Source organism: Paenibacillus sp. MAEPY2 (assembly GCF_000499205.1).
GTDB lineage: Bacteria > Bacillota > Bacilli > Paenibacillales > Paenibacillaceae > Paenibacillus > Paenibacillus vandeheii.
In genome coordinates, this window is the sequence record NZ_AWUK01000011.1 from 24,439 (window position 1) to 47,876 (window position 23,438).

13 protein-coding genes are annotated in these 23,438 nt (G+C 44.7%); 12 read left to right on the forward strand and 1 reads right to left on the reverse strand.

What is annotated here, in order from left to right; genetic code table 11:
- Positions 1-189: 189 nt before the first annotated feature.
- The 3 genes from P364_RS0109630 to P364_RS0109640 all read left to right on the forward strand — a co-directional run bounded on the left by P364_RS0109630 (position 190) and on the right by P364_RS0109640 (position 5,796).
- A complete protein-coding gene (locus tag P364_RS0109630; protein ID WP_024629927.1) occupies positions 190-2,490 on the forward strand; it encodes a stalk domain-containing protein in 2,301 nt (766 codons plus the stop codon).
- Positions 2,491-2,734: 244 nt separating this feature from the next.
- A complete protein-coding gene (gene secA2, locus P364_RS0109635; RefSeq protein ID WP_024629928.1) occupies positions 2,735-5,023 on the forward strand; it encodes an accessory Sec system translocase SecA2 in 2,289 nt (762 codons plus the stop codon).
- 17 nt (positions 5,024-5,040) lie between these two features.
- Entirely contained in the window at positions 5,041-5,796 is a 756-nt protein-coding gene (locus P364_RS0109640) for a class I SAM-dependent methyltransferase (protein ID WP_024629929.1), read from the forward strand.
- A 104-nt stretch (positions 5,797-5,900) separates the two neighbouring features.
- Here P364_RS0109640 and P364_RS0109645 read toward each other — a convergent pair whose 3' ends face one another.
- Positions 5,901-6,314, reverse strand: a complete 414-nt coding sequence (locus P364_RS0109645) for a MerR family transcriptional regulator (RefSeq protein ID WP_024629930.1) — start codon at positions 6,312-6,314, stop codon at positions 5,901-5,903.
- A 97-nt stretch (positions 6,315-6,411) separates the two neighbouring features.
- On the opposite strand from P364_RS0109645, the gene P364_RS0109650 reads away from it, so the two are divergent.
- The 9 genes from P364_RS0109650 (at position 6,412) to P364_RS0109690 (ending at position 23,365) form a co-directional block, all read left to right on the forward strand.
- Positions 6,412-7,242, forward strand: a complete 831-nt coding sequence (locus tag P364_RS0109650; RefSeq protein ID WP_024629931.1) for an SDR family oxidoreductase — start codon at positions 6,412-6,414, stop codon at positions 7,240-7,242.
- A 313-nt stretch (positions 7,243-7,555) separates the two neighbouring features.
- Entirely contained in the window at positions 7,556-8,503 is a 948-nt protein-coding gene (locus tag P364_RS0109655) for an ABC transporter permease (RefSeq protein ID WP_024629932.1), read from the forward strand.
- A 13-nt stretch (positions 8,504-8,516) separates the two neighbouring features.
- Complete coding sequence (locus tag P364_RS0109660; protein ID WP_024629933.1) at positions 8,517-9,386, forward strand: carbohydrate ABC transporter permease; 870 nt, start codon at positions 8,517-8,519, stop codon at positions 9,384-9,386.
- 65 nt (positions 9,387-9,451) lie between these two features.
- Positions 9,452-11,038 carry an extracellular solute-binding protein gene (locus P364_RS0109665; protein WP_024629934.1) on the forward strand — a complete coding sequence of 529 codons (1,587 nt, stop codon included), beginning with the start codon at positions 9,452-9,454 and terminating at the stop codon, positions 11,036-11,038.
- Positions 11,039-11,204: 166 nt separating this feature from the next.
- On the forward strand, positions 11,205-12,872 hold the full coding sequence (locus P364_RS0109670) for a sensor histidine kinase (protein WP_236642108.1): 1,668 nt from the start codon (positions 11,205-11,207) through the stop codon (positions 12,870-12,872).
- A complete protein-coding gene (locus P364_RS0109675; protein WP_024629936.1) occupies positions 12,872-14,494 on the forward strand; it encodes a response regulator transcription factor in 1,623 nt (540 codons plus the stop codon). The genes P364_RS0109670 and P364_RS0109675 overlap by 1 nt, the downstream gene beginning before the upstream one ends.
- Before the next feature lie 99 nt (positions 14,495-14,593).
- Positions 14,594-16,810, forward strand: a complete 2,217-nt coding sequence (locus tag P364_RS0109680) for an FAD-dependent oxidoreductase (RefSeq protein ID WP_236642107.1) — start codon at positions 14,594-14,596, stop codon at positions 16,808-16,810.
- A 17-nt stretch (positions 16,811-16,827) separates the two neighbouring features.
- Complete coding sequence (locus P364_RS0109685; protein WP_024629938.1) at positions 16,828-18,039, forward strand: GDSL-type esterase/lipase family protein; 1,212 nt, start codon at positions 16,828-16,830, stop codon at positions 18,037-18,039.
- Between the two features lie 262 nt (positions 18,040-18,301).
- On the forward strand, positions 18,302-23,365 hold the full coding sequence (locus P364_RS0109690; protein ID WP_024629939.1) for a golvesin C-terminal-like domain-containing protein: 5,064 nt from the start codon (positions 18,302-18,304) through the stop codon (positions 23,363-23,365).
- Positions 23,366-23,438: the final 73 nt, after the last annotated feature.

The window sequence follows — 23,438 nt, forward strand, 5'->3', positions numbered from 1 at the left end:
GCTTTAAACGGTGGGTTTTGTTTTTTTATCATTGATTATTATGTGATAAGCATCTCCATTGAAAAATAGATGCTCTAAATCCACAATTTACAAATTCAATAGAAACTTTTTCCTGAAACTAGCGTCTAATACTATGACTTTTTATGTGGGTAAACATTACTTGGGAGCAGAAGGAGCCAAAGACAAAGCATGAATCTGAAGAAGAAATTGTCCATTTTTACCGCTTTAGCCGTTTTTCAAGCATTTTCAGTCGGTTCTGTGAATGCGCAATCAACACCGCAAGATGACACAGCGTCAGTAAATACGGCAAAAGTAGAATCGGTTGAGGTCCTAAAGCAAGAGCAACCAATTGCAGAGCAAGAAGTGAAAACGGGTAGCAGTAACGGATCCAGCAGTACTCTGTCCACTAAAGTAAAAGAAACCACAACTTCAACAGGCACGGAGGCAACACCTAAAACAGATGTGGACAAATCCGCCATTGGCGGGGAGGAAACAACTACAAACGAAACTAAAACGGGATCTACGATCCAGGAAGGAACCACTGAGGGTGTTGAAACGCAAACTCCGCCTGCTCAAATAGAGCAGCCATCCATCGGGGGGGATTCTACCGTAGCATCAGGCGGGAATCTGACGTTGTACATGAATAGCAACAAAATGGAACAGGATGGCAAAACGTATCTTGCTGGCCAGCCGATGACTGTCAAAAACGGTGTATCCTATGTTGCGATCCGCGCACTCGTGGACCGTGTGGGATACGGGGTCAAATACGATAACACGACCAAGGAAACCATCATCATCAGTGGTGCTAATGAGCTCCGATTCAAAACCAACAGCACGGTCTATACCGTAAATGGAGAGTCCAGAACGATGAAGGGCCCTGCTTATCAGCAAAAAAATACGTTCATGGTGCCGTTAACTTCCATTACTCAAGCTCTGAACATCACCTATAAAGTGAATCAGTCCGCTAAAACGGTTGTGCTGAATCTAAATACTAAACCCGTTGCAAGCTTTTTGGTTTCCCAAAAGGAAATTTTTGCGGGCGATAAGGTGGACTATATAACTTCTTACGTTTCTCCAAATGGACTGAAGATCGTTGACGAACGCTGGACAGGTCGTCAGGAATCGTTTGATCAAGCGGGTACATATACGATTTCATATCAAGTTCAGGATTCAAGCGGCCAATGGAGTGATCCCTATACAGTTACGATTCAAGTTCTGAGTCCTAATCTTCCTCCTGTAGCCATGTTCACAACTGACAAGGAACAATATAAAATGGGCGAAAAAATAACGTATATCGACCAGAGTACAGATGATGAAAACAGCATTAAAAAAACGGTATGGGAGAACAATTCGCTGGCCTTCTTTGAACCTGGTCCCAAAACGGTGACACTCACGGTTACTGACAATCACGGCGCGACGAACACGTACTCCAAAGTTATAACTATAACCAATGAGACATTATATTCTTTTTCCGATTTCAATTTACTCTTCACGCCGGTAGGACAGAAATTTACCTTTAACGGTGGCGAAGTGACTTCTATGGAAAAAGTACCTTATACGTACACGGATGAGCCAAGTCTGCTGATCCGCAGCAACAGTCCGGAAACGGTGAATACGGAAGGCATCGTATATAAAGAATCGTCTTCGGGTCAGACACGTTTCATGATTCATCATGTCAACAATACAGGCAAAAGAGTAAAAATGTACGTTATTGTAACAAATAACAACCCAAATCCGGCAGTATTCGAGCAACAAAATATGGGCTTTGCAGGACCTACTCCTTATGCTACTGTAGCTGGAAAATTGTCTATTGATAAATGGTTCAAGTCGATCCAGACCGGAGCCGATAAAAAGAAAGAGGTTATTCAACCTGGAGAAAGTAAACTGATTTTGACTGAACTAAATAAAACTCCAATAAAAGAAGGACAAGTGATTTCACTCTATTCGGATGCTTATAGTGATTATTCCCTCGACTATAACGTTATCCTGGTCGAAGAAAATAAAGATCCGTTTGAGGCTTTACCTATGCTACCTGTTCTTGATCGTGACGGTGTGCACAACCGTGGAACATACCCTAATGCCACTCGTATCATAACGTATGATCAGCAAGTGGGAGCCAAACCAGCTCGCCTGCCGCTTGGTGATAACGCAAGTGATCCCAATCTGGTTGGAACAGATCCAATGGCATATACAGATGCGTCCAATGCGGGTAATTTCGGTGTATTATACAAAATCACGTTGAACAATGTCGCTCCGCGTACACTAATCTCATTTAACCCTCGTGGAGGGAAGTACTCAGGGGTAGCTCTAGTGAACAATCAGGTTGTATCCATTGCTGATGGTAACGTTGCTGTTAGCAATTCAAGTGAGCAAAGCGTTCTTTACCGCACAGGGGCATATGGAGAGAGCGTAACGATTCTTTTCTCTGCCGCGCCAGGAAGCAACCTGCCGGTCAATCTGCTCTTTACACCGCTCCCATCGGAGAAGTAATGCAGTTGTCTCTCATAAGCTAGGGCGGGAATGAATGATTTGGCTGACGTGTTAACATCCAAAGAAGAGACTCCATAAGGAGTCTTTTCTTGTAACTGGTCAATATGAGGACATACGGAATAGATGCCGTTTAAAAAGCCATATGAGATGCTTCATACAGTGTTTTAGGTCAACTTGGCGAATACGAGCTTATGATTTAAGTCATTTCTTACACTTATTTCTACTGAGGAGGAATCAAATTCCGATGAATGTAGTCGTCAAGTTGATACGTGAATTCAAAGACCGCGATACCCGGCGTTTGTTGAAAGACTATCGAGACAAAGTGGAACTTATCAGGAAACGGAATTTGGAAGCTTGGGACGATCAGCGGCTGCAGGCGGAATCCCTTCGGCTGCAAGAAGAAGCAAGATCAGGCAAGCCTTTGGATGAGCTGCTTGTTGATGCTTATGCGTTAGTCTGCGAGGCTGCGAAGAGAAAACTCGGATTACAGCCTTACGATGTCCAAATCATGGCTGCTATCGCTTTGCACGAGAGATATTTGATCGAACAGCATACCGGTGAAGGAAAAACACTCTCTGCTGTTATGCCTGCTTATCTAAACGCGTTGACTGGTGAAGGCGTTCATGTGCTCACTTTTAACGATTATTTGGCAAATCGAGATGCGGACTGGATGGGCCCGATCTACCGCTTCCTCGGGTTAACGGTAAGCTCGGTTCAAGCGGGCATGAGCCTGTTCGAGAAACGGGAAGCATACGCCAAGGACATAACCTATGTTACGGCAAAAGAAGCAGGGTTCGATTATTTGCGCGACACAATCGCATTAAATGAAGCTGATACCGTACACCGTCCTTTCCACTATGTCGTCGTCGACGAAGCGGACTCACTTCTTCTTGATGAAGCGCGGGTGCCGCTAGTCATTAGTGGCGATTCGAGTGCTTCCAAGAGTGACGGCGTTCTTTTCGCAGAAGTGGCCCGGCAGCTCCAGCCAGGAGAGCATTACGATTTTGACGAGTTCCAGCGGAACGTTTACTTGAATGATGCGGGTGCTGCGAAAGCGGAGTCGCTGCTGGGATGCGGCAATTTGTACGATAGCCATAATAGTCATTTGTTAACGTCATTGAATTGTGCGCTGCATGTGGAATCGTTATTAAAAAAAGACGTCGATTACATCGTCCGTGACGGTGAAATTGAGCTAATCGAAGAACATACCGGCCGTGTGGCCGAGAACAGGTATTTGCCGGACGGGCTGCAAGCTGCGCTTGTGGCGAAAGAAGGGTTGCAGTGGAAGGCCGGTGGTAGAATTCTCGGTACAATCACCATTCAACACTTCATTAGCCTGTATTCAGGAATTTGCGGAATGACGGCTACGGCGCACGCTTCAACAATGGAATTCGAGGATATCTATGCGCTGCAGGTCGTGCAAATTCCGCCGAATCAGCCAAACATACGGATCGACCACAAGCACCGAATTTACACCCATAAAGAAGCCAAATATAAGGCGCTTGTACAAGAAATCTCTTCCGTCCATAGGGTGGGACGCCCCATTCTTATTGGTACGTCAAGCGTCGAGGAGTCTGACGTGCTGGCGGAGGCACTTGCGGTTGCCGGCGTACCTTGCCAGGTTCTGAATGCAAAAAACGATGCCAAAGAAGCCGAAATCATCGCCAAAGCGGGAGAAATCGGGGCCGTAACGGTATCTACGAATATGGCAGGGCGCGGCGTCGACATTCGTCTCGGCGGCGGTAATCCCGCTCAGGCAGAACTGGTTGCCAAACTGGGCGGATTATACGTGATAGGTACACATGTGAACGAAAGCATGCGGATAGATAACCAGCTGCGCGGGCGTTCTGGCCGCCAAGGTGACCCGGGAGCTTCCGTATTCTATATAAGCCTGGAAGACGAGTTGATGCTTCGCTTCGGCATTCATAGACTGTTTCGCGCTCCCAAGCAGGACGAGGTTCTTGATGATCCGGCGCTCCGCAGCAAAATCGAGCATATTCAGCGCGTTATCATAGGTCAAAACTTCGATATTCAGCGGGAATTGAACGGTTATTCGGATATGGTGGAGGATCAGAGGCGAATCCTATACGAAGAACGGCTCGGAATATTGAAAGGCGAGAGATCGATGAGCCCATCGGAGCAGCGGGTACGGCTTTTTTATATCGACGAGTTCTGGGCTGACCATCTGGCATACGTTTCTTACATTCGCGAAAGCATCCATCTCGAGAGCATTACCAGTCGCAACCCGATCGACGAGTTTCATACGCAAATCACCCAAGCATTTGAGCAAATTCCGGCTAAAATAGATCATGAGTCGGCCAATATGCTTAGAAAACTTGGAGGTTCGAATGATCCGGCCAAATGGGAAGAGTTCGGTCTGAAGAGTCCTATTTCGACTCGGACTTATATGATCAACGATCAATACAGCCAAGATAAGCGCAGCTCATGGACCGGAACGACCGTATTTGCTTTTTGGGGACGCGAGATTTTGAGGTTTGTACTGTGGCCGGTACATCGGCTGTCAAAATATTGATGGGAGCGTGACGATCGATGAACAGTAGAGAACGGTTTACGAGCCGGGTCGATTCGTATTTAAAATACCGCCCGAGCTATCCAAAAGAGGCTATTGATCATTTGTACGACGTCGTCGGTTTTCGTGCGAACAGTAACATAGCAGACATCGGTTCAGGTACTGGGATCATCTCAAAGTTACTTCTGGAACGCGGAAGCGATGTAATCGCAGTCGAGCCAAACCAGGCAATGCGGGAAGCCGCCGAGCAAATGTTAGAAAGTAATCCGAAATTTCAGAGTATAGCAGGTTCTGCAGAATCTACTGGATTACCTGATCAGTCGGTTGAGTTTATTGTCTGCGCTCAGGCATTCCACTGGTTCGATCGCTCCGCAGCACAAATCGAGTTCCGCAGAATTCTACAGCCGGGTGGGAAAGTAATACTCATCTGGAATTCTCGTCTTACACACGGTACTCCATTTCGTGAAGAGTACAATCAACTGCTTCATACATACGGAACCGACTACGAAAAAGTTAATCATAAAAATATTTCTCAGACGATGCTGCTCTCTTTTTTCAAGGAAGGTTCAATGCATGAAATGCGATTCAGAATGAGTCAGGAGTTCGATTTCGAGGGTTTGAAAGGCCGGTTGCTATCATCTTCCTACAGCCCTGCACCCGGGCATGCAAATTACGATCCAATGATGACAGAACTGCAAAATTTATTTAATAGGAATAATCAAAATGGTATTGTTGAATTTGATTATAAAACTGAGATTTATTGGGGAGAAGTATAATTCCTCAAATTATGTTCCTCAAACTATACCCAGCTATATCCTCAAGCTATAGCTGGGTACGTTTGTGGAATTTACGTCCATAGAGCTTGTTCACAATTATACAGCTAGATGTTGATTTTAAGACGTAATTCGGCCATCATAGCCTCAGCTTTTGGTGGATCTTCATTCAGCAGCTTCCTGTATGTCAGCATCCAATTCAGCGTTACAAGCATATGATCGTATTCTTCCTTCTTGCGCTCGATCTCATTGATCTTCTGAAGAATCCATTCGATTACTTCTTGGTTGGTGCGTGCGTTCGTATCATGATCCTGCAAAATTGTCTTCAGCTCCGCTAACGAGCAGCCGATGCCTTGAAATTTCTTAATCAGCTTTAACCGATCAATGGCTTCGTCTGAGTAGTTGCGGTAATTATTCTTCTCTCGCTGAATATGCCTGCTATCAAGCAAGCCTTCCTTCTCATAAAATCGAATGGTGTGGGGGGTTAAACCCATCAAATCTGCTAATTCTTGAATTTTCATATGAAATCATACCTCCAAACGCTTGCCTTAGAGTTCACTTCATAGTTTAGACTGAAGTCATATCTTCGTCAAATGCTTAAGGAGGCGTTCAAATATTATGCGTATATTCGTTACTGGTGCAGCAGGTTATATTGGTACAGCCGTTGTTCGTGAACTCATCGGTGCTGGCCATCAGGTAGTTGGTCTGACCCGTTCAGAGAATGGTGCTCACGTATTGGAAAGCTTGGGAGCCGAGGTGGCTCGCGGTGTTTTAGAGGATCTGGATTTACTGCGCAGCTGTGCAGCCACTTCAGACGGCGTTATTCATCTGGCATTTAACCACGATTTCTCTAATTTCGCCGCATCATTGGCAACTGATCTAGGCGCCATCGAAGCAATGGGAGAGGCGCTTGTCGGCTCCGGTAAACCACTTGTTATTACAGCACATGCGAATGGTAAAACATCGGAGGATGCGGCACTTGCGTTTATAGAACAAGGCGTGAGAGCATCGATCGTCTCGCTTGCACCTTCCGTTCATGGAGAAGGAGATAAAGGCTTCGTCCCGGAATTAATCCGGATCGCTCAGGAAAGAGGTTCTTCGGCTTACATTGGAGACGGCTCTAACCGTTGGCCAGCGATTCATCGCTTGGATGCGGCAGTTTTGTTCCGCCTCGCTGTAGAATCTGCACCTGCAGGTTCACGACTGGATGGCGTGCATGATGAAGGCATTGCGTTCAGCGACATTGCCGCAGCTATTGGTCGTCATGTGGATGTGCCTGTAGTTAGCATCCCGCCTGAAGAAGCGCAAGCCATCTTCGGTTTTCTAGGCATGGTCGCGTCGCTTGACTTAGCAAGATCAAGTGAAGGGACGAAGGAGCTGCTCGGCTGGAAGCCTGTCCAGCATGGACTTCTCGCAGATCTGGAGCAAGGTCATTATTTCACAAAATAGTCTAACTGGAATGAATCAAACGCCTTGCTGTCGATGTTATATTTAACAAAAATCATCGTTGCCTAAGTACTAAACTAGGCAACGATGATTTTTTTGTTTTTTTAATTTTTTTTTCAACCTGAATCTAAACTATCCCAGAAGGTTAGTTTTTGCGGTACAAGTCCAAGACAGGCTATTTATCAACTGTTCGGCACTGATCACAATAGGGGACGGCACACTTACTTAATATCTTGTAAGAAATTCTTGAAATTTCAGAAATTTATCCGATAGGGGGGTGCTAATATACAAATACAAACAAAGACGAGGTGATGATATGCAAGCGAAATTGACAGCGGACGCCATTCCCCTCTCCAAAAAGCGGAAGTCATGGATAAGGACGATCCAAAAATATAAAGTGATGTATGCTCTCTTATTACCGGCCTTAATTTACTTTGCCGTATTCAAATACATTCCTATGGCGGGAATATTGATTGCTTTTAAAAACTACAACCTGGCTTTGGGAGTATGGGATAGCCCGTGGGTGGGATTCAAAAATTTCACGGATTTTATGAACGGCGTTTATTTCTGGGACATCATGAAAAATACGATTGCTATATCGCTTTATAAGCTGTTGTTCGGTTTCTCCGCTCCCATCCTACTTGCTTTACTGCTCAATGAAGTTCATACCCAATGGTTTAAGAAAATCGTACAAACAATTACGTATTTACCCCACTTTCTGTCTTGGGTCATTGTATATGGATTGATGGTAGCATTATTAGCCCCAGGCGATGGCCTTTTTAATATGATTTTGAAGGAAAGTGGTTTTCAGCCCATTTCATTTCTAACGGAGCCTGCTTGGGGAAGACTGCTGGTCATCGCATCTGAAATATGGAAGGACATTGGATGGGGAGCGATCCTGTACCTCGCCGCATTAGCAGGTATTGATCCAAGCTTATATGAAGCGGCTCGAATGGATGGAGCTTCCAAATGGAGACAGCTCTGGCATATCACTTTACCCGGTATTCGAGGAGTCATTATTCTGATGCTGATCCTTAAATTAAGCCATATTCTGGATGCTGGCTTTGACCAAATATTCATGTTTGCCAACACCTTTAACCAGGAGAAGATCGACATTATCGATACATGGGTATATCGTGAAGGGTTGGAGCGTCTTAAGATTGGCTTGGCTACTGCTGTAGGGTTGTTCAAAGCTGTCATTGGATTTGGTTTAGTTTTGGCAGCAAATAAGCTCGCCAAAAAATTCGATGGGCAAATCTGGTGAGGTGGTTAACAAAATGATCAATTTGACAATCGGGGAAAAAGTCTGGCAATCCGTCGTTTATGTTATTCTAATTTTTTTATCACTGCTTTGCTTACTACCCTTTCTATATGTGATTGCTGTCTCAGTGACGCCAGAATCGGAAGTGTTAAGAAGAGGGATCGTTATTATACCAGAATCTTTTACCTTTCTGGCCTATAAAGAAGTATTCATCTCTCATGGGATCTGGCAGGCGTATAAAATTACGTTGTTTCGAACGATTGTAGGGACTGCGTTAAATGTATTTTTTACAGTAATCGCGGCATACCCGTTATCCAAAAAATATTTGCCGGGACGCAGTCCATTTTTACTATTTATTGTGTTTACCATGATGTTCAGCGGAGGGTTAATTCCGACCTATCTACTAATTCGCTCTCTGGGGCTGCTAAACAGTCCGTGGGTGTTGATTATTCCAAATCTCATTAGTGCATTTAATCTGGTGATCATTAAAGGCTTTTTCGAGCAATTGCCTGGTGAAATCGAGGAATCAGCAAGAGTTGACGGTGCAAGTGAACTTCAGTCGTTATGGCGGATCATTTTACCACTGTCTTTGCCCGTCATTTCCACCATTTCTTTATTTTACGCAGTGGGGCATTGGAACAGTTATTTCGATGCCATTGTTTATATCAATGATTCCAACTTCATGCCGCTTCAAGTCGTCTTGCGCAACATCCTGCTTAACGTCGCAACACAAAGCGCTGAGTCGCTCGCCAATTCCGGAACTGTAAGTACGTTCGCTGTGCAGATGGCTACCGTTGTTGTGACTACGGTTCCGATTTTGATTGTTTACCCATTTTTACAAAAGCATTTTACCAAAGGTGTGCTCTTGGGATCAGTTAAAGGTTAATAAGTGATCCAACCTAACTTATTACGGGGAAACCGTGATAATATACATTCAAAGGAGAGGTCAATATGCAGCGTAAGAAGATTTCATATGCTATTCTGTCGGCAATCTTAGGACTGGGAACGCTACTGTCAGGATGTGGAGGAAACGAAGAGGTTACATCAACAGCTTCTAGTCATTCGCCAGGGCAGTCTGGTCAGTTTGAAACCAAAATGAAAATTTCGATGTTTAACCAAGGTACTTTCAATGCTGCTGCTCCAATCCCTCCACGGGATGAAGATATTCAACGCCAGATGTTGGAGAAAGAGATGAACATCGACTTGGATATGATGATCCCTCAAGCCGGGCAAGCAACAACCAAACTGAATACGCTCATTGCTGGTGGAGATATTCCAGATTTGATCTTCTTAAAGAGCCGGGCTGATCTCGCTCAATATTATGACCAAGGCGTTCTTGCGGATTTGACACCGTATCTGGATCAATTCCCTGAATTACAGAAACGATTTGGCGACGACTCCTGGGAGGCAATGTCCTATCAAGGAAAAACGATCGGAGTTCCAGGCTATGATAATGTTAACGGTATTAGCCGAAGCTTTTTCATCCGCAATGATTGGCTGAAAAAGCTGAATATGGAAGTGCCAACGACACCTGATGAGCTGTTCGAAGTTATGAAAGCCTTTACAGAGCAAGACCCAGACGGTAATGGCAAAAACGATACGTACGGATTTATCGGCGGTATGAATAAAGAAGGTAATCTGCAAACCTACGGCTTCGATAGCTTGATGTGGATGTTTGGCGTCAATCCTCCTTCGGCCGTTGAAATAAAAGATAATGAACCGATATTCCTGTTTATCGATCCCAAAATGAAAGAGGCGCTCGCTTACATTAACAAAATGATGGCAGCTAAAGTGGTAGACCCAGACTGGGTGACGATGAATTCGCCTGATCTGTTGGACCAAAAGATGTTTAAGGGTAAAGTTGGCTTCATGATCAGAGATGCCCGCAGGCTGGAGCCGGATTATCAGCAGAAAATGAAAGAAATTAGTGGCGAGGTGCCGGAATGGATTGTCATTCCTCCGATGAAAGGTCCTTACGGTGATCAAATTGTAGAGAGAAAATCGTTCCAAGGCAATTCATGGGCTATTTCTGCGAAAGCGGATAAGGACAAAATCATTCGAATCTTGTCCATGCTGAATTATCTCTTTACGGACGAAGAAGCCTATCCGAACTTTGCATACGGAATTAAAGGTATTCATTGGGATGTAGTGGACGGCAAGATCAAAAATAAAACCTCCGAGTTATCGAAGGAAATGAAAGAGAAGTACCTGTGGGTCGATCATTATAGAATGCCACGCCGTGGTGATGATGCGGAGTACTTCAGCTTCCAGAATCCTAAGACGGCGGAAGCTTTCAAGGACAATCAGCAATATGTGGGGCCAACGTTGCCCGGAAATTTATTGACCCCAGACCCAAGCGATACCTTGGATGCTGACCGCACACGTTTCATTAATGAAAGTTTAGTTAAATTTATGACAGGCAAAGAGCCTCTTTCCAACTGGGACAATTTCCTCCAAACGTTGGATACCAAGTTTGACATGCAGAAATATAAGGAAACAGCAATCAAACAATTTAAAGAAGCCGGCCTTATCAAGTAAAATAAATAAACGAAGAGAGTGGCTATTCGTAGCCCCTCTCTTTATTAGTATATGCTATTCTTAGTTTACTACAGAATTAAAAGGAAGATGATGGATGCGAAGAAGAATCAGCTTGCCTTTAAAATTATTTTTTATCGTGTTTGCATTTGTATTAGGGTGCATCATCTTGATAAGCCAATTGTCTTATCGCTATGTCCAAAAGGAAATTAGAACCAATGACATTTTTTACACCAACCAAATCCTTGACAAGGTAGACCAGTACTTCACTGTTAATTTTTCTTCCTTCCAGACGATTCTCTTCTCAGTCGAAACATCAGTGAAAGCCAATATTGACAATACGGAAGTGATTAAAAAGCAATTAAGAGAACTGTATGAACTCAATAGTAATTACGTCAGTAATATTTATTTGATCAAAAGCGATTTATCCATTCTAGGCGGAAGTACAGCTACTCGAATATTCGATGAACCTTTATCTGAAAGAGAACCTTTGTTTGATGCGGCTGACAAGAACAGAAGGACTACCTTTGTTAGTGAACCTTACAAATCGAAGTATTCCGGCTGGACCGTTACGATGGTTCGATATCTGAACGGTGCTCCGTTTCCTATGGCCATTGCGGTTGACTTGGATCTAAATGCCATTGAAGAAACCTTGTTCAAGATTAATAAACAAGAACAAATGAATCTGGCTCTGATCACAGCGTCAGGTAAAATCATTGCCGGATTTTCTGAAAATAAAGGACTACTGAATATTCAAGATCATACGTTTTCGATCGGGGAAACGTCAGCGGAACAAATACTGGATACGACAGAAACAAGTCTTCAACTGCATACCATGGATGGCATTCCGGTCTCCCTTCTGAAAAAACCAACGGAGAAATTCAACTGGACCATAATCTCAATCAATGATGAATCACGCTTGAAAGCCGCTTTATCCAGATTGGAAACCTATTATATTGAGCTTCTAGCTGCAGGTCTTCTCTTAAGTTTGCTCATTTCTTTTTTGGTTGCCAAATATATAAGGAAACCACTCTATATACTCAAAACAAAAATGAAGCAAGTGGAGCAAGGATTACTCACAACGACAATAACGATTAATCGAAACGATGAGTTTGGAGATCTTTCACGAGCGTTCGATCGTATGCTGCAGCAAATTGTGGAACTGATTCGGCGAGCGGAACTTCATAATGAACTTGAACGGAAGTTGGAAATTCAGGTGCTGCAGTCTCAAATTAACCCTCATTTTCTGTATAACACACTGGGTTCGATCAGCAACGTTATACGTCTCGGACAAATAGAGAAAGTAGATGTGGTGATCGGATCGCTCATTTCATTATTGGAATACGGGATAGACGATGCTTCAGAGAAGGTTTCCTTACGTCAGGAACTACGTAATGTAGCGGACTATATCGAGATCCAGAACATTCGGTATAACCGAAACTTCCACTTGATTGAACATATCGAAGCAGGGTTAATGGATTTCCCTGTTTTTCGAATGCTGCTGCAGCCGCTTGTGGAGAATAGCATCTTCCATGGTTATAACGGAGGGGGAATTGAGGGGCCTATTACGATTCATGCGTACAGGGAGGATGGTATCGTCATCATAGAAGTTGTTGATCAAGGCGAGGGATTTCCAGCTGATAAAATAAAGCATATTTTAATCTCAGAACCTAGTGAAATGGAAGTAAAAAGGAAAAGAATCGGGCTAAATAATATTCATGGCCGAATAAGACTTCACTACGGAGATCAATTCGGACTGCAAATCATTAGCATACCTAAGGAAATAACCCGTGTGCGCGCTTTATTCCCGGCAGAATTGCAAAAAGGAGATACATAATGGTGAGAGACTATACCTGTTTCATTGTTGACGATGAAGACCTGATCATTCAAAGATTGGAATTGTTTTTTAATGAACTCTCTCATAGGGATAAGCGATTTGTTCTCGTGGGCAAAGCGAATAATGGGCTGAATGGGATCGAGGAGATTTTAAGACTTAAGCCGGACATCGTCATATCCGATATCGTTATGCCGCGAATGGACGGAATCTCCATGATTGAGCAGCTCAAGGCGGAGCTCCCCCATACCCAATACATACTTTTGACCGCCTATTCATCCTTTGAATACGCCCAGCGAGCTATTCAAGCCAACGTATTGGAGTACATTGTAAAGGTTCCCCTTAGGGAAGCGGATTTGAATCGAGCTTTGGACAAGGCAGCCGGAATTTTAAATGAGTTTAAGAAAAAAGAAGCGGAATTTCAATCGTTAAACGTATCCGTGCTTGAAAATAAATATAGAGTGCGTAAGCAATTTTTTAACGAACTCATCAGAGGCGAAATTCCTTCTCATCGGGCATCGGATTTTGCTAATCGCATGCAGTTTCATTTCTTTCAAGCCAACTATTGCTGCTTCATCGTCGAAATGAATACGTATGAAAGCTTTCGAAACGAATACGCTGCCGCAGATCAAAACATCTTGAAATATGCGATTACGAATATCATCGAAGAAACGGTGATGAATGGTGGTAGTGGGGTAGCTGCGGATCTGTCCGATAATCGTTTTATTGGCTTTTTATCCTGGGAAAATAACCGCAGTGATATGGAAACGGAATATGCTTGCCTATCCTTGGGAGGGCAGATCGTCTCTCACTTGCATCAATATTTGAATCAAAGGGTATCTGTCGCTTTTGGTGGTCCACACCGAGGCTGGGAATCGATCAAACAGGCGTACACAGAAGCTAAAAATGTGAGTGAGGACTTCTATTATCATACCGAGAAAGTAGTAAAAACACCGATGCATCGGTTCCAATACCATAATGACAAAAAAGCAGACTTTCAGCAGAAGCTGGCTGATTTTCTTATACGGCTGAAAAGGAAGATTTCCAAGGAAGAGCTGGAGAATGCACTTGCCGATCTGAACCAATTTGTTACGGACCATAAAATCCACAAGTCTATCATGGCGCCAATGATTAGAGACTTGTACAGAGATATTACCGTGAAGTTTAAATCAGGGAATAAGATGGCCACGGAAGTTGCAGACTTCCCTATGGAATTTATGGCATTCCAGGAGCAGCTCGCCTATATTGGCGACTTCACATTCGAATACGTACACGCGGGGCAACTATTACATCGTGCAGAGATCATGAGTGCTATGCATTTTATAGAGAAAAACCTGAAACAACGCTTAACGTTGGAGGCAATTGCGGAGGAAGTGAATCTAGCGCCATCGTATTTTAGCAGCTTATTCAAAAAAACAATGAACGAAGGCGTGATCAGCTATATCAACCGTAAAAAAATCCATCTTGCTCTCGAGTTGTTAAACGTCCGGGATTATTCTTTATTGGAATTGTGCGAGGAAGTAGGCATCGTCAATGAAGGTTACTTTTGCAAACTGTTTAAAGAATATACGGGTGATACGCCTAAGCAATATCGGATAAAAATGACACGGTACGAATCCAAATAAGGATGCAAAAAATGTATGATTTTTTCGCGAAATCCTGTAAAAAAAAAGGGGCCAAAACCATTACCATGATAGAAGCATCTAATCATGGAGGTTATCAAAATGGAGCTTATGAAAGCAGATGTAACCGTCGTAGGTGGAGGTATTGCAGGGATATGCGCTGCCATTGCAGCTGCACGCCAAGGTCTGCAGGTTTCACTTATTAATGATCGGCCGGTGCTTGGGGGAAATGCGAGCAGCGAGGTCAGAGTTCATATCAACGGGTCGGCATATCTCGGAAACAGTCCATCCTATTATGCCCGTGAGGGCGGATTGGTAGAAGAACTCAAGCTGAAGATCTTTCATTATAATCCGTTATACAACAAGAAGCTTATGCTTTCGCTTTCGGATACGGTCTTGCTCGACATGGTTTATGATGAGCCTAACATTTCTCTATTTCTGAATACATGTGTACATGAAACGGGCATGGAGAACGGCAGAATTAAATGGGTGGAGGGCCTTCAATTGGCTTCCGAAAGAAAATTTCGTTTTGAAAGCCCAACCTATATTGATTGCTCCGGTGATGGAATTGTTGGATACCAAGCAGGTGCTCACTTCCGATGGGGAAGAGAGGCGAAGCATGAATACAAGGAGGAGCTCGCTCCAGAAGTGGCGGATCATTACACCATGGGCGATACGATTCTGTTTCAAGCCCGTGACGTAAACTATTCCGTTCCTTACAGAAGGCCTGGCTTTGCGTATGATATTACGAAGCTGGAGTTTTTCGATAGTATCAGAAAAGGCTTAAACCATCGGTCTTTTCCAAGGAAAATCAATGGGCTTGGCGGATTGTGGTGGCTGGAATACGGCGGACATATGGATATTATCAAGAATAATGAAGACATTGCATTGGAACTGCGAAAATTGGTTTATGGAATCTGGGATTATATCAAAAATAGCGGTGAGTTTGATGATGTGGACAATCTCATCTTGGATTATGTATGCCCGATTCCGGGAAAGCGGGAGTCGAGGCGGTTTATAGGGGAACACATGCTGTCTCAGAACGATCTTACAGTAAAGACTCATTTCGAAGATGCTGTATCCGTCGGAGGCTGGTATATGGATCTGCATGCGAATAAAGGCATCTACGATGAAGGGCCGGCTACAGCGTGGAATTTCGTGCCGGGATTGTATAATATCCCTTTCCGCAGCTTATTTTCACGCAATGTTCCCAATCTCATGTTCGCTGGCCGCAATATAAGCGCTACCCATGTGGCTTTCGGATCTACAAGGGTCATGGCTACCTGCGGTTGTATGGGGCAGGCGGTAGGAACGGCTGCTGCGTTATGCGTAAAATATGATTCAGACCCCGCAGACATAGTCAAAGAGCATATGGGTGAGCTTCAGACGCAGCTGCTTCGAGACGGGCAAACGATTGTAGGGCTTCAAGAGCAGCTGGATCCTTATTTTGCTGACGGATTAACGATTCGTGCCTCGTCTCAGCGCAGCTATGATAATCCTGAGCCAACTGAAGAGATCTCCTTGGAGAAAGCGTTATGTTTGGTCTTGCCGATTCAGACTTCGGTGGCTGAAAGCGTGCGAATCAAAATTAAAAACAGGTCCGAGCATTCGGAAACGTTGCATGTGAAGCTGTTTGGCGGGGAGCGGAAGGAAAACTATATTCCCACCAGCGAGCTAAAAGACTATCAATTGCTTATTTCAGCGGGTCACGATGACTGGATTACACTGGACCTCAGCTGCAAGAAGCCAGCTGATGACAAAATCTACATCGTATTGGAAGGTGCGGCGAGCCTTGGCGTATATGGCAATGAAGAAAAAATGACAGGAGCGGTGAGCTTCTATTATAGACCGGAAGAGCCGTCCAGACTGAAGAAATTCAACAGAAGCATTTGCTTCAAAGACCTTTTCCCATCTCAAAATATGTATCATCCTGAGAATGTCGTCAATGGCTTCTCCAGACCTTATGGTCTGCCGAACGGCTGGATTTCTGAACGTTCGGAAGGACAGGAATGGTTGGAATTTGCTTTTGCAAGCCCCAAGAATCTGGATGAAATCCATCTTGTTTTCAATTCGCAGCTGAATTTGGAGCATTTCGACGATCCGATCGAGCCGTTGATTCAAGATTATGATGTGACCTTAACCTTAGAAGACGGAACCGAGAGTGAAATTAATATCCGTGGTAATTATCTTTCGTTGAATAAACATCAGGTGCATGCAAAAGGTGTTACCCGAATCCGGTTTGATTTCTGTGCAACGTATGGTTCACCTTATTATGAAGTGTTTGCTGTAAAATTTTTTGCTCCTAAAAACGCTAAGTGAGGGCGGGTGAAGTCGTGATGAAGGAATTTTTCCCTCGAAGAGGGCTGCCTAATGTCATTCAGAAGTTGGAAAATGGGGAAACAGTAACAATCGTCTATTTTGGCGGCAGTAATACGCGTTCTGAAGGATACAGGGTCATGACGGCGGATTGGCTGCGAGGGCAATATCCCCATGCAGATATCCGTTCTGTGAATGCAGGCATTGATGGGACAGGATCGGACCTCGGCTGCGCCCGTTTGGAGACAGATGTACTAAGTCATCAGCCTGATCTCGTATTTGTTGAATTTGTTGGAAACGATGGGGGAGTCCCCGAATCCAAAGCGCGAATCGAAGGAATTGTCCGACAGATCCGCAAGCGGAGCCGTTTTACGGATATCCTGTTTGTATATACGGTTAAGGAGCGGGATTTGACCTCATTTCAATCAGGCGAATACCAGAAGGGAGCTCTTATGCAAGATGAAGTCGCCGACTATTATGGTATTCCTTCGATTCATCTGGGTATAGCGGTCAGTCAATTGGTTTCAGCTGGAAAGCTTATTTTTACTTCAAGGGAAGACGTGTCCATCCCCGGAGCCGTTATTTTTACACATGATTCTATCCATCCAACGATTCCAGATGGACATCAGATTTACACAGATACAATCACACGGTCGATTGAGAAAATGAGAGAACTTCGAGATCACGTGGGAAAGGTCGAACATCACATGCCGCAGGACCCTTTGGTCCCGGCCAATCCTTGGGAGTATGCAACCATGCTGCCACTGGATATTTTCACTCATTTTTCCGCAGGGTGGTCTTACATGACCCCTGATGATTTTCCTTTAGTGCGCGAGTACGATTGGTTGTTCCCCGGTCTATGGCGAGCAGTCGATCCCGGAGAGACGATCACAGTGGAGTTTGAGGGAACCCACATCGGATTATTCGATATCGGGGGGCCGGATTCCGGCAGATTGAAGGTGTCGGTGGATGGAGAGGAACCCTTTCTTATCGATCGATTCACTTCATATAACGATCATAATCGCAATCAGTATGTTTTCTTACCGGAGCTACCAAATGGGAAACATACAATTCGTTTCGAAGTTGATCACGAGAAGACAGATAAAGCGGCCGTGTTTGAGGCAAGTGGCAATGAAAGAAGTATGGAACATGTTCGGCAACATCCGGCTTGGTATGATCAAACGGTCATTCAGCTTGGGAAGTTGCTATTGGTGCAGCCGCCACCATTATAATTGATTAGTCCACTTGGAAGACCTATATTCTATCTGACTGCAATGAGCGCTCAATTAGGATGTAGGTTTCTTTTTTTACTTAAAATCTTATAAGAAATTGTTAAAATGAAAGAAATTTCACGGTGATGTGACATGCTAAGATAAAAAAGACAGAGCGGGATTAGACAGAAGGATAAGGTAAATTTCTTTTTTATGGTCATTCGAGCAAAGGGACATCTTTTTTTTGGAAGCGTTATCATTAATAGGAGAGGCTGTGAGTTGTATGGTCAAAAGGAAGCTGTTTTTTTTAATCGTTTTCATGTTGACGATAGTAGTTCCTTCCAGCCTGATCGGAATAAGGGCCGCTTATGCGGAGACCTTACCTTATCAGACCATTATCATCGATGACGGGAGCATCAAGATCAATGATGTTGTGACACCGGATCCAGATAACGAGAACAATGGATATTCGGCTCCAAATTGGACCACAAGCACAGGGGTAAAGGGGTATGACAATTCCAACTCCAAATATACGAGTACAGCAGGCAGAACGATAACATGGAATCCACGCTTGGAAGCAGGAACAGCGAAAATATCATTATACAAGCTTAACTGGGAGGACAAGGCAGATAGCAATGTGAAAATCGAAATCGTTCATAATGGAACGACGGATGTAGTCTTTATGGATCTGAGACCCTCATTTGGCGATCCTGCGGGTTGGGTTGATTTGGGAGAGTACTATTTTTCCGGGGTTGGTGAAGAATTCGTTAAATTGACCCGCTCTACCAGCACCTCGAACACGATCCTTACGCGCGCTGATGCGGTCAAGTTCGAAGGGAATATAAGGCAGAAAGAGCCACATAAGACGATCATCATTGATGATGGAAGCCTTACGATTGATAATGTCGTTACTGTTGATTCGGGCAATACCACTAACGGCTTCTCCGCTCCTTATTGGAACACAAGTACGGGAGTGAAGGGATACAATAATTCCAGTTCCAAATATACGGACGCCGTAGGCAGAAGCATCACATGGAACCCGCGTTTGGAAGCAGGGAAGGCGAGAATATCGTTCTATAAGCTGGATTGGGCGGATAAAGCAGATAGTAATGTAAAGATTGAGATTGTTCACAACGGGATTACGGATGTCATGTTTATGGATCTGAGACCTTCGTCGGGTCCATCCGTCGGATGGGTGGATTTGGGGGAGTATGAGTTTAGTGGTGATGATACCGAATTTGTCAGGCTGACTCGAACTCAACCTACGACGGGCAATATTATTACCCGCGCTGATGCGGTCAAGTTCGAAGGAAATATCCAGCAGCAAGCACCACCATTGCCTCCGCTGCGCAGCCGCACATTAGAGAATCTCAGTTACACAGAAAAAGGAAGCATCGAAAATGAAAACTATAAAGCGACCTTCTATGAGGCAGCATGGGATGGGGGCAAATCCATCGTTCGTGACATGTTCTACAAGAACACGGACACAGGAAACTGGATGCCTATAAATAGTGTGTCGGAACGACTTGAGGAGCAATGGGTTTTATTGGATGGGAATGCGGGGAGTCTAACCAATTACTACGATACGATGAACAAACGCTGGATTACATTCGACGGAATTCATTTTCCCGACAGCCACACAGCGGTATTGACCGATTCTTCGCATGGCAGTGATTACGATTTTGAAGTGAACTGGTCTATGGCAGGGGATAAACCTGATGTTTCCTTCGCCTTTACGCCTCGCCGCAATGGCAATTATGTGATTGGATATCAGTCCTTCACAACAGAGGTAGTCTCGGGCATCAATGAAGTGTTAAGTGGATTCAGGTCGCACGCAAAAATGGTAGGTACGGTGGAATCAACAAGCTTGAGGGAGTTGAGCGCTCCAATGAGTCTGGTTGAGAAGAATGACGGTGCGGGGAATCCATTGACGTATGGGGTTTTTGTACCATCAGATGAGCTTCCGGTTGAATTTGAACCGACGGGAGGTGTGACGAAGCAACGGCTGGGCATGAGCTTGGTCAATAACGAAGGCAGCGTGCAGCCGATCCTGTATGCCCCTCAACTGGGGACTTATTCGCAAATGACCGCAGAGAGCACCTACCAATTTCATATAGGGTTAATCGCTCAACACAGCAAAATTTATGAGTCCTACGCAGATATTCTTCGCAGTGAGTACGGATATTCGGCATACCGGGAAAATGTCTCGGAGCAGTCGCTTACTGACGCGATGTTCAATATGATTGATGTGCTTAAGATAGAGCCGCAAGGGGACGATTCTGTTGATTATGTCCCGTCACCCAGCGGGTGGTGGAGCCGAGCCAAGGGCTTTATTGATATCGAAAATGAGGATAGCGTTCGAACAAGCTCGAATGCGGTTCTTCTGGGAGCCTACTATTTGACCGGTGATGACCAGCTTTATGATACGAGAGCATTGCCATCCGTCCAGTATGGCGTTTCACGAAATGGCATCGGATGGTCGCCGACGAAGAAGAATGTATATGGCGTGCCTTCGTTATGGAAAATGGCTACTCTGCCGTTCGATGTTTCAAGCGTAGCCGCAGTGAATCAGATGATGGGCACTTCGGCAGGAATTGAGGCGATGGCACAGGAAGAGTACCTCGTGCGTGATCCTGACCAGAAAGACCGAGGTCCTGTCATTCAGCCCCTGATGATGTACCGTATGACGGGAGATGCACAGTATTTGCAAGCTGCCAAGGATGCAGCCGATAGCTATATCGTGCAACATATTGATACCCCTGCATCCGTGAATGTGAGTAAAAATGAGTTCATTTATTATTATAGCAAACTATGGATGGAGATCTTGGAGCTTTACGAGGAAACTCAGGATCCCAAATACTTGGATGCCGCTTATAAGGAAGCCAAACGGTATGCAACCATGTTCGTTGCTCGTCCAGTTCCTGAAGGTAACGTTACGATTCCGCAGCCTGAGACATATAATTACGCGGAGTCGTTCCATTGGCCGGAAAGTGGTAAATTTCAATATCCTAGGCTCAAGCTTCCAGAAGATATAGCTGGAGGCGTTCAAGCGGATCGTTGGCTTGTTTCACCGAGCGGATTGACGTTTGAAGCAGGAAGTACTACCGGCTATTATCGGATGAATGCTCAGGAAGCTCCATTCATGCTGAGATTGTCGCTCTATACAGGTGATAAACTGCTGCAGGATATTGCTCATAATGCGGTTATTGGTCGATATTCCAGTTATCCAGGTTATTACTATAAGGGCTTTGCCGTTAGCCAACTGGAACCCGATTTTCCGTTGGAAGGCCCAAGCGGGGCTACATCCATCTATTATCACCATATCCCGGGGCAGCTCGGGCAAACGATGGACTATTTGATCAGCGAACAAACGTTGAAATCGAACGGGAGTATCACATTTCCTTCTGTATTCGAAACGAATTTTTTATGGTTCAAATATCACCTCTATGGGAATAAACCAGGTCAATTTTATGGTAATTCGGATGTTTGGCTTTGGATGCCCAATGGGATTATTCGGACCAATCATCCTCAATTAAACTGGATAACGGGTGAGAGCGGGGATAAATTCTACATCGGACTAAGCAACGCATCGTCAGAAGAAGTTCAGACTCCAATCGAATTGAATGAACAGATCATTGGGTTCAACCCGGCACAAGATTATAACGTAACCATCATCCGCGACAATGGCACACCAGAACAAGCGGTTATGAGTGGTGGAATCATTCAAGCCACGGTTTCAAGCAAGGGAATCACCGCTATCATTGTAGAGGGACTCGATATTGATGTGCCGCTGCATCAGGTTAGAACGGCTGATCCATCGGATGCAAGCTATTTCTTCGATATCCATAGTCCAATCGATGCGGTTAAAGGCATGCTGATCGTCAAGCCTGACGAAACGGTTTATGATGCTTATGTGCAGGCCAAAACGACGAAACCAGCGACAATCCATTATTCCTTGGATGGCGGGGCTACATATACAACCATCCCAGATACGATATATCCGATGGAATGGTCGATACGGGTGGACGATTTATCCCAAACCTTCACGTATTATGTGGAATCGGAAGGGAAACAGACCCGTAAACGGACACTCTATCTGCCCGATCAGGTAACGGAAACTCCAGTCCAACCCGATGGTCCGGATGGTTCATCGATCATTGTGGATAATACGGAGGCGGAGACAGAAGGCGTTTGGATAAGGGATACGACGGCTAACGACTATTACTATGATAACTATGTATATGCCAAATCGACAGCTGGCACAGCGACTAGCAAAATGAAATGGCGGCCGGAGCTGCCCGAAAGTGTTACTTACAGTGTGTATTACAAGCTTCCGCAAATAACGGCTACGACTGAAAATTGGGCGACGAATGCTTCATTTACCGTTTATTATAGCGGGGGCTCCGAGACGGTTACCGTTGATGAGACAACGGGCAATGGTACTTGGGTACATCTAGGTGACTATCCTTTTGCGGCAGGCGATAGCGGCTACGTAGAACTAACCAATAAGGCCAACAAGTCAAGGGTCGTTGCCGATGCGATCATGTGGGTGGACCCCAACAAGATACCGCAATTGGAATCTGCGGTAATCGTATCCGATCGGAACGAGCTGCAGATGACTCAAAACGCACAACTAAGCGTAACCGGCTATTTGGATAACGGTTTGATCGGTGATCTGACACAGGCCAATGTGCAGTATTTCGTTGACCGTACGGATCTGGCTGAAGTGGATAGCAGCGGTAAGTTAACCCTTCTAAATCTCGATGAGGCAACGGATCACATAGAGGTATGGGCCACGGTAACGATTGACGGAGTGACCTTAACAACTCCTTCGTTGAGCATACCGATCAAGGACCTAACGGTTATCGTCGACAGTACAAATACAACAGGATTGTACACGACAGAAGGGTCTTGGAACCAAAGCAATTTAGCTGGATACAAAATTGGGGTTAAGTCTCGTTATACTACAGTTCAAGGATCATCAGCAACGTGGAAAGGCCAGTTTCCGGAGGGGAAATATACGGTCTCCATCTTCAAGCTCGTCCATACAACGGCAAACGATAATCATGTCAAAGTGGAGGTGAAGCATAAGACGGGTACCGAGGTGACGTATATCGATGCAACGGTCGGCTCATCGGGTTGGGTTAATCTAGGAACGTTCGACTTTACAGGAGACGGCAGCGAATATGTTCGTTTAACCAGAGAGACTCCAACAACGGTAGACCCGCCAACGCTTCCTGCCGATATGATCTATACGAGGGTTGATGCAGTTAAGTTCGAACGACATTCCGTGAGTCCAGAGCTTCTTGCAAATGAGGAGCCAGGTGAACCGATAATTTCTGAATAATAGCTGAGCAGTTGAGTCATTGAATTTTTGAGTTACAGAAGACAGCTATATGTAAAATACCAAAAGATCTCTT

Excerpts from the sequence above, each read along its gene's own strand:
- P364_RS0109630 (WP_024629927.1), top strand. The coding sequence starts at position 190 with ATGAATCTGAAGAAGAAATTGTCCATTTTTACCGCTTTAGCCGTTTTT.
- secA2 (WP_024629928.1), top strand. The coding sequence starts at position 2,735 with ATGAATGTAGTCGTCAAGTTGATACGTGAATTCAAAGACCGCGATACC.
- P364_RS0109640 (WP_024629929.1), top strand. The coding sequence starts at position 5,041 with ATGAACAGTAGAGAACGGTTTACGAGCCGGGTCGATTCGTATTTAAAA.
- P364_RS0109645 (WP_024629930.1), bottom strand. The coding sequence starts at position 6,314 with ATGAAAATTCAAGAATTAGCAGATTTGATGGGTTTAACCCCCCACACC.
- P364_RS0109650 (WP_024629931.1), top strand. The coding sequence starts at position 6,412 with ATGCGTATATTCGTTACTGGTGCAGCAGGTTATATTGGTACAGCCGTT.
- P364_RS0109655 (WP_024629932.1), top strand. The coding sequence starts at position 7,556 with ATGCAAGCGAAATTGACAGCGGACGCCATTCCCCTCTCCAAAAAGCGG.
- P364_RS0109660 (WP_024629933.1), top strand. The coding sequence starts at position 8,517 with ATGATCAATTTGACAATCGGGGAAAAAGTCTGGCAATCCGTCGTTTAT.
- P364_RS0109665 (WP_024629934.1), top strand. The coding sequence starts at position 9,452 with ATGCAGCGTAAGAAGATTTCATATGCTATTCTGTCGGCAATCTTAGGA.
- P364_RS0109675 (WP_024629936.1), top strand. The coding sequence starts at position 12,872 with ATGGTGAGAGACTATACCTGTTTCATTGTTGACGATGAAGACCTGATC.
- P364_RS0109680 (WP_236642107.1), top strand. The coding sequence starts at position 14,594 with ATGGAGCTTATGAAAGCAGATGTAACCGTCGTAGGTGGAGGTATTGCA.
- P364_RS0109685 (WP_024629938.1), top strand. The coding sequence starts at position 16,828 with ATGAAGGAATTTTTCCCTCGAAGAGGGCTGCCTAATGTCATTCAGAAG.
- P364_RS0109690 (WP_024629939.1), top strand. The coding sequence starts at position 18,302 with ATGGTCAAAAGGAAGCTGTTTTTTTTAATCGTTTTCATGTTGACGATA.